This is a genomic window from Streptomyces sp. STR69 (assembly GCF_024519455.1).
Lineage (GTDB): Bacteria > Actinomycetota > Actinomycetes > Streptomycetales > Streptomycetaceae > Streptomyces.
In genome coordinates, this window is the sequence record NZ_JALJRY010000001.1 from 295,253 (window position 1) to 309,600 (window position 14,348).

12 protein-coding genes are annotated in these 14,348 nt (G+C 72.3%); 8 read left to right on the forward strand and 4 right to left on the reverse strand.

Going from position 1 to position 14,348, the window contains the following annotated elements; translation table 11 throughout:
- The 3 genes from OC490_RS01350 to OC490_RS01360 form a co-directional block, all read left to right on the forward strand.
- Positions 1 to 1,047, forward strand: a 1,047-nt coding sequence (locus OC490_RS01350) for a serpin family protein (RefSeq protein ID WP_262055868.1), incomplete at its 5' end; no start/stop codon positions are given.
- Between the two features lie 154 nt (positions 1,048 to 1,201).
- The gene (locus OC490_RS01355) at positions 1,202 to 2,353 is read left to right on the forward strand and encodes a serpin family protein (protein ID WP_262055869.1); all 1,152 of its coding nucleotides are present in this window, start codon (positions 1,202 to 1,204) and stop codon (positions 2,351 to 2,353) included.
- A 105-nt stretch (positions 2,354 to 2,458) separates the two neighbouring features.
- On the forward strand, positions 2,459 to 5,062 hold the full coding sequence (locus OC490_RS01360; protein ID WP_262055870.1) for a discoidin domain-containing protein: 2,604 nt from the start codon (positions 2,459 to 2,461) through the stop codon (positions 5,060 to 5,062).
- A 52-nt stretch (positions 5,063 to 5,114) separates the two neighbouring features.
- Here the strand turns inward: OC490_RS01360 and OC490_RS01365 are convergent, their stop codons facing one another.
- Positions 5,115 to 5,945, reverse strand: coding sequence for an oxidoreductase (locus OC490_RS01365; RefSeq protein WP_262055871.1), 831 nt, complete (start codon positions 5,943 to 5,945; stop codon positions 5,115 to 5,117).
- 88 nt (positions 5,946 to 6,033) lie between these two features.
- On the opposite strand from OC490_RS01365, the gene OC490_RS01370 reads away from it, so the two are divergent.
- Together OC490_RS01370 and OC490_RS01375 are read left to right on the forward strand one after the other, a co-directional pair.
- The gene (locus tag OC490_RS01370) at positions 6,034 to 6,945 is read left to right on the forward strand and encodes a LysR family transcriptional regulator (RefSeq protein ID WP_262055872.1); all 912 of its coding nucleotides are present in this window, start codon (positions 6,034 to 6,036) and stop codon (positions 6,943 to 6,945) included.
- Positions 6,946 to 7,053: 108 nt separating this feature from the next.
- Positions 7,054 to 8,589 (forward strand): hypothetical protein, encoded by a 1,536-nt coding sequence (locus OC490_RS01375; protein ID WP_262055873.1) that lies wholly within the window; start codon positions 7,054 to 7,056, stop codon positions 8,587 to 8,589.
- Here OC490_RS01375 and OC490_RS01380 read toward each other — a convergent pair.
- Entirely contained in the window at positions 8,574 to 10,028 is a 1,455-nt protein-coding gene (locus tag OC490_RS01380) for a sigma-70 family RNA polymerase sigma factor (RefSeq protein WP_262055874.1), read from the reverse strand. The genes OC490_RS01375 and OC490_RS01380 overlap by 16 nt on opposite strands.
- Before the next feature lie 209 nt (positions 10,029 to 10,237).
- On the opposite strand from OC490_RS01380, the gene OC490_RS01385 reads away from it, so the two are divergent.
- From OC490_RS01385 to OC490_RS01395, 3 genes are all read left to right on the forward strand, one after another.
- Positions 10,238 to 10,654 carry an SsgA family sporulation/cell division regulator gene (locus OC490_RS01385; protein ID WP_262055875.1) on the forward strand — a complete coding sequence of 139 codons (417 nt, stop codon included), beginning with the start codon at positions 10,238 to 10,240 and terminating at the stop codon, positions 10,652 to 10,654.
- Positions 10,655 to 10,728: 74 nt separating this feature from the next.
- Positions 10,729 to 12,174 carry an NAD(P)/FAD-dependent oxidoreductase gene (locus OC490_RS01390; RefSeq protein ID WP_262055876.1) on the forward strand — a complete coding sequence of 482 codons (1,446 nt, stop codon included), beginning with the start codon at positions 10,729 to 10,731 and terminating at the stop codon, positions 12,172 to 12,174.
- Positions 12,175 to 12,216: 42 nt separating this feature from the next.
- A complete protein-coding gene (locus OC490_RS01395; RefSeq protein ID WP_262055877.1) occupies positions 12,217 to 12,846 on the forward strand; it encodes a hypothetical protein in 630 nt (209 codons plus the stop codon).
- 48 nt (positions 12,847 to 12,894) lie between these two features.
- Here the strand turns inward: OC490_RS01395 and OC490_RS01400 are convergent, their stop codons facing one another.
- A complete protein-coding gene (locus OC490_RS01400; protein WP_410098464.1) occupies positions 12,895 to 13,560 on the reverse strand; it encodes a polysaccharide deacetylase family protein in 666 nt (221 codons plus the stop codon).
- 59 nt (positions 13,561 to 13,619) lie between these two features.
- A complete protein-coding gene (locus OC490_RS01405; protein ID WP_262055878.1) occupies positions 13,620 to 14,306 on the reverse strand; it encodes a glycoside hydrolase family 11 protein in 687 nt (228 codons plus the stop codon).
- Positions 14,307 to 14,348 lie beyond the last annotated feature (42 nt).

Here is a 14,348-nt window from a genome sequence, read left to right on the forward strand (position 1 = left end):
GCGGCGCGGGCGGAACTCGCGGACGCGGTGGGCCTGCCCGCCGACCAAGCTGCCGCCGCCGCACGGGAGTTGCTGGCCGGGCTGGCCGCGATGCGGGGCGTCGACGCGGCGCTCGGGCTGTGGACGAAGCGGACCGTGGAGCTGCGCGAGGCATGGGCGGCGGGGCTGCCCGCCGAGGCGCACGGGGTGCTCACCGGGGACCTCGGGGCCGACCGCGCGGCCCTGGACGCATGGGCGGCGAAGCGGACCGGCGGGCTGATCGAGCAACTGCCGCTGCCGCTGACGGACGCCACCGAACTGGTGCTGGCGAGCGCGCTGGTCCTGCGCACCGAGTGGCTGCGGCCGTTCGAAGAGGTGCCGATGGAAAGCGAGTACTGGCGCGACCGGGACCGGCTCGGTCTGTGGCGCAGGACCGCTCTCCTGGACCGGATCGGAGTGGCCGACACACCGGACGGTCATGTCACCGAGCTGAAGGTGCTGGGCGACACGGCGATCGACGTCCACCTCCTCCTCGGGGAGGACCGGATGACACCCGCGCAGGTGCTGGGCGCGGGCCTGGGAATCCTGGACCGCCGTCATCCCGTAGTACCCGGAGACCGGCTCCCCTACGGCGACCCGGGACCGGGCCTGCGCGTGGAGCGGACCCGCTGCACCAGCCCGCAGCCGCCGACGCTCGACGTGACAACAGCGGCGTACGACATCAGTACGCGGCACGATCTGCTGCGCCTGCACCGCCTGTTCGGGCTCACCACGGCGCGGGACGCCACGCACGGTCACTTCTCCGGCATCAGCCCCTTCCCGCTGGCCATCGATTCGGCCGAGCAGTCCACGACGGCGAGGTTCGGCGCGCTCGGCTTCCGCGCGGCGGCGGTGACGGCCCTCGGCGCCGTCGCCGCCGGACTGCCCGACCTCCGCTACGTGACCACCACCGTCACCGCCCGCTTCGACCGCCCCTTCGCCTTCCTCGCCCTGCACCGCCACTCGCGGCTGGTGCTGGCGGCGGGCTGGGTCACGGAACCGGAGCCGTTCCCCGATGACCGGGACTGATCGTCCGGAGCGCGGGGCTGATCATCCGCAGTCCGGGCGCCGACGATAGCCTTCCTGTGCGCGATCTTGCGCTACGGCACTGACGGGGGCGGAATTGGGAGCGGTCCAGGGGACGGCGGTTCAGGGCACGGCGGTCGGGGGGACCGTCGACACGGTGAACCGGCTGACGGCGCGCTGGGCGGACACGGCGACCGGCGGCACGGTGTTCTCGGCGGCCGGGGTGTGGCCGCTGCTCGCGTTCCTCGCCGACGGGGCGTCGGGGGCGGCGCGGGCGGAACTCGCGGACGCGGTGGGCCTGCCCGCCGACCAAGCTGCCGCCGCCGCACGGGAGTTGCTGGCCGCGATGGGGGCGATGCCCGGTCTGCGCTCCGCGCTCGGCCTGTGGACCAGGCGCGAGTTGGCCCTGCGCGAGGAGTGGCGGGCCGGGCTGCCGGCGGACACGCACGGGGTGCTCACCGATGATCTCCCGGCCGGTCAGCGGGCGTTGGACACGTGGGCGGCCGAGCGGACGGGCGGGCTGATCGAGCGGATGCCGGTCGCCCTGGACGCGGACGTGGTGATGGTCCTGGCGAGCGCGCTCACGCTGCGCACCGAATGGCCGCGCCCCTTCGACGAGTTGATGCTCAGCCCGGACGCCGGCCCCTGGCAGGGGCGGCGGCTGGCGGGCCTGCACCGCACCGGCGTCCGCCTCGACCGGGCCGGCGTGGCGAGCGGCCCGCACGGCTATGTCACCGAGCTGAAGGTCCCCGGCGACAACGGCATCGACGTCCATCTCCTGCTCGGCGAACAGCGGATGACCCCCGGCCAGGTGCTGGGCACGGGCCTGGCCACTCTGGCCCGCCGGATCCCGGTCGTGCCCAGCGGCCAACTCCCGTACGGAGACGTGGGACCGGGCCTGCGCATCGGGCAACAGCCGTGCGCCACACCGCGACCGCCGGAGCTGTCCGTGACGACGGTGGCGTACGACATGGGCGCGCGGCACGATCTCCTCGACCAGCCCGGCCTGTTCGGGCTCACCACGGCCATGGACACCGGCGACGGCCACTTCCCCGGCATCAGCACCGCCCCGCTGGCCGTCGGCAAGGCCGAACAGTCGGCGGTGGCGCAGTTCGGCGCGCTCGGCTTCCGCGCGGGAGCGGTGACCGCGGTCGCGCCCGCCCCCGGCGGTGCCCGGCCCGACCTCCGCTGCACGACCACGGTAGTCACGGCCCGCTTCGACCGCCCCTTCGGCTTCCTGGCCGTACACCGCGAGTCGCGGCTCGTCCTGACGGCGGGCTGGGTGACCGAGCCGACGCCGTACCGGTAGTAGTAGGGGGTGTCGGGGTAGGTCTCGGGGTCGGGTGCGCTCCGTACGTGGTAATCCCCCGCGCGCTTCCCGCCCGCGTCCCGCAGGGCGGCCCATCGTCGAACGGTGACCAAGCCACCCCGTCTGCTGCTCCCGCTGCTCGCCGCCGCACTGCTCCTCCCCCTGCCCCCGGCGTCGGCCGCACCCCTCCCCCGCGACGACTGCGGGACGCGCGGCTGGGCGCCCTCGGCCACCCGGCTCGACCCGGCCGACACCTACCACCCGTACGTCGGCAACGGCTACCTCGGCACCCGGGTCCCGCCCGCCGGCGCGGGCTACGCGGCCTCCGGCGAGAAGACCGGCTGGCCGCTCTACACCCCGCGCTACGACGGCGCGTTCGTCTCCGGGCTCTATGCCCGGGGCCCCGCGAACACCGCGGGCCGCGAGGCCCTCGCCGCGCTCCCGACCTGGACGGGCCTCGATGTGACGGCGGGCTCGGAGGCGTACGGCAGCGGCAGCCGGATCACGCGCTACCGCCAGACCCTCAACCTCCGCTGCGGCTACGTCCGTACGTCCCTCACCTGGAAGACGAAGGACGGCCGCCGCACCGACCTGGTCTACGACGTCCTCACCTCGCGCGACAGCGAGCACACCGGCGCCGTGCACCTGCGCGTGGTCCCGCACTGGGACGGCGAACTCACCCTCACCGACCGCCTCGACGGCCGTGGCGCCCGCCGTGTCACCCGGACGACCGGCGGCCCGGCCGGCGCACACACCATCGGCGTCGCGTTCCGCACGGACGGGACCGGGGTCGACGGCGCGCTGGCCTCCGTGCTGGACGCGCCCGGACGACGTCAACGCACCGCCCGGGACGGGAAGTTGAGCGCCAGCCAGACGGCGGTCCTGCCCGTCCGCTCCGGTCGTACCTACACCGCGACCAAGTACGTCGGCGTCGACACCTCCCTCACCTCGCGCGATCCCCGGGCCGCCGCCCAGGAGGCCGCCGGGCGGGCCGCGCGGCGCGGGTGGGACGCGCTGCTGGCCTCGCACAGTGCCGCGTGGCGGGCGCTGTGGTCGGCGGACATCGAGGTGCCCGGCCATCCGGACCTGCAACTCTGGGCGCGTTCCGCCCAGTACGGGCTGCTGTCCGCGCTGCGCCCCGGCGCCCGGAACAGCATCGCGCCCGCCGGTCTGACCAGCGACAACTACGCGGGCATGGTCTTCTGGGACGCCGAGACCTGGATGTTCCCTTCGTTGCTGGCGGCCCACCCCGACCTCGCCCGCCCGGTCCTCGACTACCGCTTCCGCACCCGCACGGCCGCCGCCGAGAACGCGGCGAAGACCGCGGTGAAGGGCCTGTTCTTCCCGTGGACCAGCGCGAGCCACGGACTGCTGTGGAACGAGTGCCAGAGCTGGCAGCCGCCGCACTGCCTCACCCAGAACCACCTCCAGGGCGACATCGCCCTCGCCGCCCGGCAGTACTACCTCGCCACCGGCGACCGCACCTGGCTCCGCACCGAGGGCTGGCCGCTCCTCAACGGCCTTGCCCAGTACTGGACTTCACGGGTCACGAAGAACACCGACGGCTCCTACTCCATCAAGGAGGTCGCGGGCCCCGACGAATACAGCAACGGCGTGAACGACGCCGTCTACACCAACGCCGTCGCCGCCACCGCCCTCCGCGCCGCCACCGAGGCGGCCCGCACCCTGGGCCGAACCGCCCCCGCCGACTGGCTCACCATCGCGAACCACCTGCGCATCCCCTACGACCCGAAGCGCAAGATCTTCCTCCAGTACGACGGCTACGACGGCTCGCAGATCAAGCAGGCGGACACCGTGCTGCTGATCTACCCGCTGGAGTGGCCGATGCCGGCCGGTGCCGGGGCCGCCACCCTCGACCACTACGCCCGGCGCACCGACCCGGACGGCCCCGCCATGACCGACGCCGTGCACGCGATCGACGCGGCGGCCGTCGGCGAGCCCGGCTGTGCCGCGTACACCTACCTTCGGCGGGCCTACCAGCCGTTCGCGCGCGGCCCGTTCGCCCTCTTCTCGGAGTCGCGCGGCGACAAGGCGGGCGCGTCCGACCCCCTCGCCGGCTCCCCCGCGCAGGACTTCCTCACCGGCAAGGGCGGCTTCCTCCAGGTCTTCACCCACGGTCTGACCGGCCTGCGGCTGCGCCCCGACGCCCTCCACCTGGACCCGAGCCTGCCGCCCCAACTGTCCGCCGGGGTACGCCTGTCGGGCCTGCGCTGGCGCGGTCGTACGTACGACATCGCCATCGGCGCGAAGACGACGACCGTGCGGCTGCGCTCCGGGGCGTCCTTCGTGCTGGACACCCCCGCGGGCCGCCGCACCCTCTCCGGCACGGTCACCCTGAAGACCCGGCGCCCGGACCTCACCCCCACCACCGACCTGGCCCGCTGCCGCCCCGTGACGGCGACCTCCTCGGAGTCCGGCCGCTACCCGGAGGCCGCCGTGGACGGCAGCCCCGCGACCGCCTGGTCCCCGGGCGCCGACCGCGCCTCGCTCACCGTCGACCTGGGCCGCCCGGTGCGGGTCGGGACGGTCCGGCCCACGTGGACGAAGCGCCCGGGGTCGTACTCGGTCGAGGTCTCGGCGGACGGCCGTACGTGGCACGCTCCGAACGGGACGCCCGCCCGGTACGTCCGTGTCACCGTGCGAGGGGGCACGGGTGCCGCGCTCGCCGAGCTCGACGTGCGCTCGTGACGGCGAACTGACCTGACGGGGAGAGTCAGTTGGCGTCCGAGGTGGCTCTCCGTCAGGCGTCGAAGCCGGTCGCCCGGGTCCGCTTCTCCCAAGCCGCGATGTCGGCTCGGACCTGGTCGAGGTGGCCGAGCACGGCGTCGACGGCGTCGTCTCCCAGGGGCAGGTGCAGGGGGGTGTCCTCGGCGTCGAGGGCCGCGAGGATGAGGGCCGCGGCCTTCGCGGGGTCGCCGGCCTGGCCGCCGTCACCGCCGGAGACGAAGCCTCGGGTCTCGGTCACCTTGGCGTACACACCGCTGTCGGCGCTGACCCCGGCCCGGCCGGTGTCGAAGAGGGCGGTCCGGAAGGCGCCCGGTTCGACGATCAGCACCTTGATGCCGAACTCGGCGACCTCGTCGGCGAGCGCCTCGGACAGTCCCTCCAGCGCGAACTTCGTTCCGCTGTACGCCGAGAAGCCCGCGAAGGACATCTGCCCGCCCATGCTGCTCATCTGCACGATCGCCCCCGAGCGCCGCTCCCGCATGTACGGCAGGACCGCGCGCGTGAGCGCGGCCGGCCCGAAGACATGCAGGTCGAACAGGTCCCGCAGCTCCTGCTCGGTGGTCTCCTCGAAGGCCCCGACGTGGGTGCGGCCCGCGTTGTTGACGAGGACGTCGATCCGCCCGTGCCGCGCCACCACGTCCCGTACGGCCGCCTCCGCCGCCCCCGTGTCGGTGACGTCCAGCCGCAGCGCCTCCAACTGGTCGGGGTGGGCGGCCACCAGGTCGTCCAGCGCCTCGGTCCGCCGGGCAGCGCCGACCACCACGTCACCGGCGGCGAGCGCGGCCTCGACGATCGCCCGCCCGAACCCGCTGCTCGCGCCGGTCACCAGCCACACCTTGTTCATGACGTCTCCCCTTGAGATCCCTGTTTCGCTCTGCGGACCAGCCTGCTCCCGCCCCCGGCGACACGTCCAAGACCTAAGCTCATAACCGATGGCTATGACGATGGACGTCCATGTACGGGACCTGCGCTACTTCGTGGCGGTCGCCGAGGAACTGCACTTCACGCGCGCGGCCGAGAAGTTGTATGTGTCGCAGCCCGCGCTGAGCAAGCAGATCCGGGCGCTGGAGCGGCAGTTGGATGCCGAACTGTTCCGCCGCGACCGGCAGGGCGTGACGCTCACCCCCGCCGGTGCGGCCCTACTGCCGTATGCAGAGCGGGTGTTGGCCCTCTGGGCGGAGGGCGCGTCCGCGCTGGCGGAGGTCAGTGCGGCCGAACGCAGCACCCTGGTGGTCGGTATGAGCACCAGCCCCGGCCGGGGCGGCCTGCTGCCCGCGATCCGCTCCCGTTTCACGGCCGCGCGTCCGGAGGCCAACGTGCGGCTGCGCCAGGTCGGTTGGGACGATCCGACGGCGGGCCTCGCGGACGGCGTGACGGACGTGGCGTTCGTCTGGCTGCCGCTGCCCGACGCGGAGCGCTACGACTGGACCGTGGTCGCCGAGGAGCCCCGCCTGATCGCGCTCCCGGACTCCCATCCGCTGGCCGCTCGCGCCGGGATCGACTTCGCGGACCTCGTCGACGAGCCGTTCCTCGCCCTGCCGCCCGACGCGGGCCCGCTGCGCGACCACTGGCTCGCCCTCGACGAGCGCGGTGGCCGTCCCCCGCGCATCGGGGCGGAGATCGCGAGCACGGAGGAGACGTACGAGGCGCTGGTCGCCGGTCTCGGTATCTGCCTGGTCGCCACGGGCAACGCACATCTGATCACCCTCGGCGGTGTGACCACCCGCCCGGTGCACGGCCTGTCGCCGAGCCGGTACGCCCTCGCGTGGCGGCGCGAGAACGGCGGACAGCCCCTGGTGAGGGCGTACGCGGAGGCTTGCCGGGGGGTCGGGAGCGGAGGGTGAGGCGCATGGCTACTATGAGTCGGCTTTGGGGAGTCCGGATCTTGGGGGGTAGTCATGAGCGCAGGTCGTGTCGGACGTACAAGACGCATACCGTTCGCTTTCGTCGGCGTGGCCATGCTCGCGCCGCTGGTCGTTCCCGCCGCCTCCGCGCAGGCGGCGTCGGGCTCGCTGACCGTCACCACGCTGGGGCGGCACGGCACGAAGGTGGCGACGACGGTGACCGTTGTCGCCGTGCCGTCCGATGAGACGTACAGCGTCAAGTCCGGCAAGAAGCTCAGCCTGCCCGCGGGCAAGTACCTCGTGATGGCCGACATCTCCGAGAGCACCACGGACGGTCTGGGCACCGACACGATCGGCGCGCAGGTCGTGACGGTGTCGGGGGCCAAGTCCGTGACACTGGACGCCCGTAAGGGCAAGGCCGTGAAGGTGTCGCTGGACACCCCGGCCGATGTGACCGAGCCCGCCATGATCGGCGCGCAGGTGTGCGCCGCCGACGCCACCATGCCCTCCGCCGTCGCCGTGGGCGGCGGGAACTACGCCGGGTCCGTCTACGCCATCCCCAACTCGTCCAAGCTGCTCCAGTTCGGGTTCATGGCCCAGTGGTCCGGCAACGACAGCTACATCGCGGTGAAGAACACGACCGGTGTCCCGGCCGCGCCCGGCGGGTCGTTCAAGCGGTCCCAGCTGGCGACGATGCGTTTCTCGGTGCGCAGCGGGACGCAGATGGCGAACGAGCACGACGTCGCGCTCCAGGCCGCGCCCAAGATCGACAACTGCACGACCGACATGTACGCCGCCGTCAACGACAGCACCGCTCCGTACAGCGCCACCGCCCATGTGACGCCCGGGAGTTGGCAGCCGCGCGACGACATCTACGCGAGCAACGGGGACGACATCGGGGGCGGTTTCCCGGCGGTACGGACGCTGAAGGCGGGGCAGAGCTTCACCCAGTCGTTCGGGCGGGCCGTGTGGAGCCCCCTGCACTACCTGCCCACCGTCTGGCAGAAGTCCGTGAACTTCATCCCGGAGGCGCTGATCGGCGACCCCGACGTGGGCCCGAGCGGAGCCGATCCGACGAAGGAGACGGTGGTCCTGTACAAGGGGAGCACCACCGTCAAGAAGCAGACCCTGACCAACTGGGCCTCCTCCGACGACGGTTTCACGGCCCGCATCCATTCGGCCGGTTCGTACCGGCTGACCGTGGACGCCCACCGCTACCGCCCGGGCATCACCTTCCCGTCCGGCATGCTGTCGTCGCGCGTCACGCTCGACTGGCGGTTCAAGGCCGACCCGGCCAAGTCGGTGGTCGCCCCCGTCTTCATGACCCGCTTCCTGCCGACCGGTCTCGACAGCCGCAACCGGGCGCAGGCGAACAGCGTCACGTCGGTCACCGTCAGCGCGGGCCGCGGATCCCAGGGCCCCGACGTCAAGTTCACCAAGTCGACGGTCAAGTCCCTGAAGGTCTGGGCCTCTTCGGACGGCGGCGCGACCTGGAAGGCCGTCTCCGTCACCCGCTCCGGCACCTCCTGGAAGGCCGCCGTGCACAACCCGGCGTCCGGCGCGGTCGCCCTGCGCTCGCAGGTGACCGACTCCGCCGGCGGCACTTCGACGGAGACGGTCTACCGCGCCTACGCGATCGGCTGATCCACCTCGGCCATCCGGCCACAGGGACGGCCGCCACCGCCCGGGGTCTCAACAGGCGTGGGTTCGGCGGGAGTCGGGGCCACCACGGAGGGTTCGGGTGACGGTACGGACGGGGTCGTGGGCTCCGGGGTCTCCTTCACGGGATCGCTCGGAGCCGGGTATGTGGGCGTCGGTTTCGTGGGAGTCGGCTCCGGATCCGTGGGAGCCGATGGCGCCGGAGTCGGCTCCGGCTCCGAAGTCACCGGTGGCGTGGGCTCGGGCGTGGGCGTGGGAGCCGGCGTCCCAACCGGGGCCGTAGGAGCAGGTGTTGGGCTGCTGTCTCCCACCGGTATCGCTACCGTCCCGGGTCCGCCGGCGCCAAGTACGGCCGGAGGTACGGCGGTTGCCGACCCGTCCGGTGCCGGTGCGGTCGAACCGCCGCCCGGCGTCTTCGTGGGCTCCGCCGACCTCGGCTGTGATGCCACCGGTGCCTGGGAGGCCGGGACTTCGGCCACCGGGCCCTTCGCCACCGGGACCTCGGCGGAGTGGCTGCCGCCGAGGACGACGATCACCGCGACGGCGCCCGCGACGGCCGCGCCGACCGCCGCCCCCACCTGTGTCTTGGAGGCGCCGACCGCCGCGTGCCGTACGCCGTGCAGGAGTCCGCCGCCGTGACCGCCCGCCGCGGTGACCGCGCCCGCGGATCCCGCACCGAAGGCCAGCAGGAACTTGCCAGCGCCGCCGAGCACGAACACCAGCAGGGCCGGTGCCACGAGCGCGGGCAGCCGGTCGTTGGCGCGCATCAGGGCGGCGAGCCGGGCCCGGCAGTCGTCGCACCCGTCCACATGTCCGAGGAGCCGTTCGGACTGCCGCTCGGTGGCGCCGCCGCGCACATACGCGGGCATCCGGGCCCAGTGCACCTGGCACGCGGGATCGTCCGGAGCGCCGGTCTGCGCACGCAGGAACGCCTGCCGCATGCCCTCCCGCGCGCGGTGCAGCAGTACGGCCGTGGCCCCCTGCTTGGTGCCGAGCTGGGGTCCTATCGCCGCCAGCGGCAGCCCCTCCGCCTCGGCCAGCCACAGCGCCTTCACCCAGCGCTCCGGCAACTGCTCAAGAACCCTCACCAGCAGGTCAGTCGAGGACACCTGCTCGGCCGGATCGTCCCCGTGGAGGTGCGCGGGATCGGCAACGGTCCGCTCGTCGGCCTGCGGATCACGCGGTGTCTCGCGTACGGCGGCCCCGGCGGCGCTCGCGAGATGCTTCACCGTGGTCATGAGGTACGCCGGTACGTTGTCGATCTCATGCCCGGCGGACAGCCTGCGCCACACCCTGAAGTGCGCCTCGGCGACGAGGTCTTCGGCGACCCAGGTGTTGCGGGTGAGCGAGCGGGCGTAGGCGACGAGGCGCGGCTGCTGCTCCTCGTAGATCCGGGCGTATGCGGCGGTGGGGCCGTCGGTCATGGCAGCAACGCTCCAGTTGCCAGTGGGGCGGGGGAATGGGTTTGTACCCTAGATGGCAAAACTTTCAATTAAAGTTGCAGCCGCCCCCCAAGGTGATACAGGTCACATGAATTGCCCTGTGTGACGGCGTAATCAAAGACCCCTCCGCGTGATCAAGGAGGGTGCGTCGGCACAACGGCCGCCGCTCCCGCCCGAATCGGAGACCGCCCATGAGCCCCATCACCCTGGAACAGCCCACCGGCGCCCGCCTGATCGCCGACGACGACCAGGAGTTGGCCGTAACGGTCACGCTTCGCTACTCCTCCGGCGACCCCTTCGCCGTCCAACTCCTGTTCCCCGCCTGGATATCGCTCGACGGCAAGAAGGTGACCTGGACCTTCGCGCGGGCGCTCCTCGAGGAGGGTCTCGACACCCCCGCCGGGATGGGCAACGTACACATCAGGCCGTACGGCCCCGCCCACACGGCCGTCGAGTTCCACTCGCCGGAGGGCATCGCGATGATCCGCTTCGACTCGGTCGCGCTGCACCACTTCCTGCGCCGCACCTACCGGGTGACCGAGCCGGGCCGGGAGGCCCTGGAACCGACCCTCGACCGAGGACTCGCCTCACTGCTCGACGGCGCGTGACACCGGGGGCGGGCGGCGGACCGGGGGCCAACTGCCCTCTGTGGCAGGCGAATTGGGCTTGTTATCTTCCCCTCATGAGTGAATCGCCGCAGCGGCTGCCCCAGGTGTCCCGGACGTCCACCCGTGCCGTGGTCGTCGGAGGCAGTCTCGCCGGGATGCTCGCCGCAGCCGCCGTCCGGGACCACGTGGACACCGTCGAGATCATCGAGGCGCACGAGCTGCCCGAGGGACCCGAGGCACGCCCGGGCGTGCCCCAAGCGGCGCATTTCCACGTCCTGTTGTCGGGCGGAGCGGACGCGATCGACGAACTGCTGCCCGGCTCGATCGCGGAACTGCTGGCCGTGGGCGCCAACCGCGTACCCATGACGACCAACATGGTGCTGTTCTCCCCCGAGGGCTGGTACCGCCGCTGGAAGCGGGACAGCCACTACCTGATCGCCGCGAGCCGCGACCTCACCGACTCCGTCGTACGCCGGCATGTGCTGAAGGACCCGCGCATCCGTGTACGTCCGCACACCAAGGTCACCGCCCTGCTGGGGAGTTCGCGCCGGGTCACCGGGGTACGGCTGAGCGCGGCCGACGGCACCGAGAGCGAGCTGACCGCGGACCTGGTCGTCGACGCCTCAGGAAAGGCGGCGCGCACTCCGCGCTGGCTGGCCGAACTGGGCGTCCCCGCCCCGGCCGAGGCCCGCATCGACTCCGGCATGGCCTACGCCAGCCGTATCTACCGCGCCCCCGTCTCCACCCGGAACTGGCCCCTGATCAGCGTCCAGGCCGACCCGCGGAGCGGCGAGCCCGGCCGCGCGGGCGGCATCGTCCCGATCGAGGACGGCCGCTGGCACGTCAGCCTGATGGGCACCCCGGGCGGCCAACCCTCGCGCGACGCGGCCGAGTTCGAGAACTACGCCCGCACCCTCCGGCACCCGCTCGTCGCCGACCTCCTGGCCCACGCGGAGCCGCTGACCGACGTCGTCATGACCCACAGCACGGTCAACCGCCGCTACTACTACGAACGCCTCAAGTCCTGGCCCGAGGGCCTGGTCGCCCTCGGCGACTCGGTGGCCGCGTTCAACCCGGTGTACGGCCACGGCATGTCGGTGGCGGCCCTGGGCGCCGTGGCCCTGCGCACCCAACTGTCCTCCCTGGGCCTCGGCAGGGGCCTGTCCCGCACGGCCCAGCGGGCCATCGCCGGTCCCGTCGAACTCGCCTGGAGCCTCGCCGTGGGCCAGGACATCCACTACGCGACCACCCAGGGCAAGAACGCGGACCCTGCCGACCGACTGCTGCAGCGCTACGTCAGCCGTCTCTCCCACACCGCGACGGGCTCGTACCGCGTGGCGACGGCGATGACAGAGGTCCTGACCCTCCGGTCCCCGGGCACGGCGCTGCTCGGCCCCGGCGTTCTGACGGCCGCGCTGCTCGGACCGCTGCGGCCCCAGCTCGACGGACCGACGTTCACGACCGAGGAACGACGGCTCCTGGCGGACGCCGGTATCGCACTGCCCGGGCTCACCGCATAGCCGTGGCACCGGATTGTCAGTGGCGGCTGCTTCCATGACGTCATGAGCACCGTGCACGACACCGCCGCCCTCCTCCCCGACCCCGCCGAACTCCGCGTCCATCTGCGCGCGTTGGCCGTCCTCGACAGCGCGATCGGCGACGACGAGGAGTTCTGCCGGTACACCTTCCACACGGACCGGGGTCCCGAGGAGGAGGCGGCCCGGATGGACAACGGCTCGGGGGACGAGTTCTCCGTCCAGTTCACCCCGGCCGGGGTGCTCGTACTCGGCTTCGACCACGAATCGGAGATGAGCCCGTACGGGACGGACGACGAGGAGGTCTGGCCCGGCGTCATCGACGACGTGCCCGCCGCGCTGCGCCCGCTCCTGGACGATCCCGCCTTCCACGACGCGACCATGGGCGTCTCCCCGGTCACCGTCTGCCTGTGGCGCGAGACCGGCGACACCGCCTGGCGCGCCGGCCCGGCCATCGAATTCCCCGCCGGCAACGAATCCCCGGACGGCTCCGACTCCCTCTTCCACCTCCTCACGGACCGCTCCCCCGAGACGGTCCGGGCCCACTTCGAGGACTACTACGAGCGTCCGGTCCCCCTCGACGCCGTCCGCCACGTCCTCGCCGGACACCCGGTCACCCCCGAGATCACCACGGCCCTCGCTTCGCCCACCCCCTAGGGGGGCGAGGTCAACTGCCGTCGCTCCCGCCCCCGTTGGCGCCGTTGGTCAGGGAGCGACGGCGCGGCCGGTCTGCGGCGAGATCATCCCGGCGCACAGGCCGCGGGCGGTCAGTCCCTGTGCGATGCGCGGGATCGCCGCGACCGTGTTGGCCGGCCAGTCGTGCATCAGGATGACCTGGCCGGCGGTGAGCCGGCCGGCCGCCGTGACGATCGCGTCGGTGCTCGCGCCGTTCCAGTCCTGCGAGTCGACGTCCCAAATGATCTCCGTCAGACCGTACTTGGCCTCTGCGGCCTTCACCGTCGCGTTGGTCTCGCCGTACGGCGGGCGGAAGAGCCTGGGCGTGCCGCCGCCCGCGGTCGCGATGGCCTGCTGGGTCCGGGAGATCTCCGAGTCGATCGTCGCCCGGGTCTGCTGGGTGAGGTGCGGGTGGGTGTAGCTGTGGTTGCCGACCCACATGCCGGCGGCGACCTCGGCCCTGACCTGTGCGGGGTAAGTGGCCGCGTACTGGCCCTCGTTGAACATCGTGGCCCGAAGTCCGTTCTGCTTCAGCGCGTTGAGGAGGGCGGGGGTGTTGCCGGACGGGCCGTCGTCGAAGGTGAGCCCGACGTAGCCGCCGCAAGTGGCGGCCCGCGCGGGGGTGTTGAAGCCGACGGCGAGGGTGCCCGCGGCGACCAGGGCGGCGACGGCAAGCCCGGTGGCCGGCGTGGCCACCCGGGAACGTAACGAGACGTGCGGTGCGGACTTCATGCGAAGTGTCCTCCCGAACCGGTTCAGCCCACCGTGATGTTGGAGTTCCCGCTGCTCTGGTAGCCCTCGGTGGCGAGGATCATGTAGTAGCTGAAGCTGCCCAGCGGCATTCCGGCGCGGGCCCACGCGTCGAAGTGGTTGCCGGTGGTGATGGTGCCGCCGGTGCGCTTCGTCTGCCGGACGCTCCAGTACTGGTCGAAGGTCTTCGTGCCCTCCACCGAGGGGGCGTTGTACCGCGTGGTCTTGTAGATGTCGTAGGTGCCGCCGTCACTGGTGACGGTGCCCTTGTACGTTCCCGTGGGCCGGTAGGTGCCCCAGTTGTCGACGATGTAGTACTCGACGAGCGGGTTCGATGTCCATCCGTAGAGCGACAGGTAGCCGTTGCCGGACGGGTTGAAGGTGCCCGAGTACGTCACGCTCCGGCGGGCACCGGTGCTCCAGCCCTTGCCGGCCACGAAGTTGCCGGTGTTGCTCCACGTGGTGCCGTAGTTGCCCCCGGAGTTGAGGGTCATGGAGACCGAGCCCTGGGAGTCGGTCCAGAACGAGTAGTAGTAGCCGTTGTTGGTGCCGGTCTGGTTCGTGGTGATCACGGTGGCGGCACTGGCGGTGCCGGGCAGGGTCATCGCCGCGAGGAGGGCGAGCAGCAGGGTGCAGGCACCGCTGATCGACAGCCTTAAGCGGTTTGTCGTGCGTGCGGGTGTGTTCTCCATGCCGCGTCAGTGTTGGTACGTCCCTGTCAACTGTCAATGGTT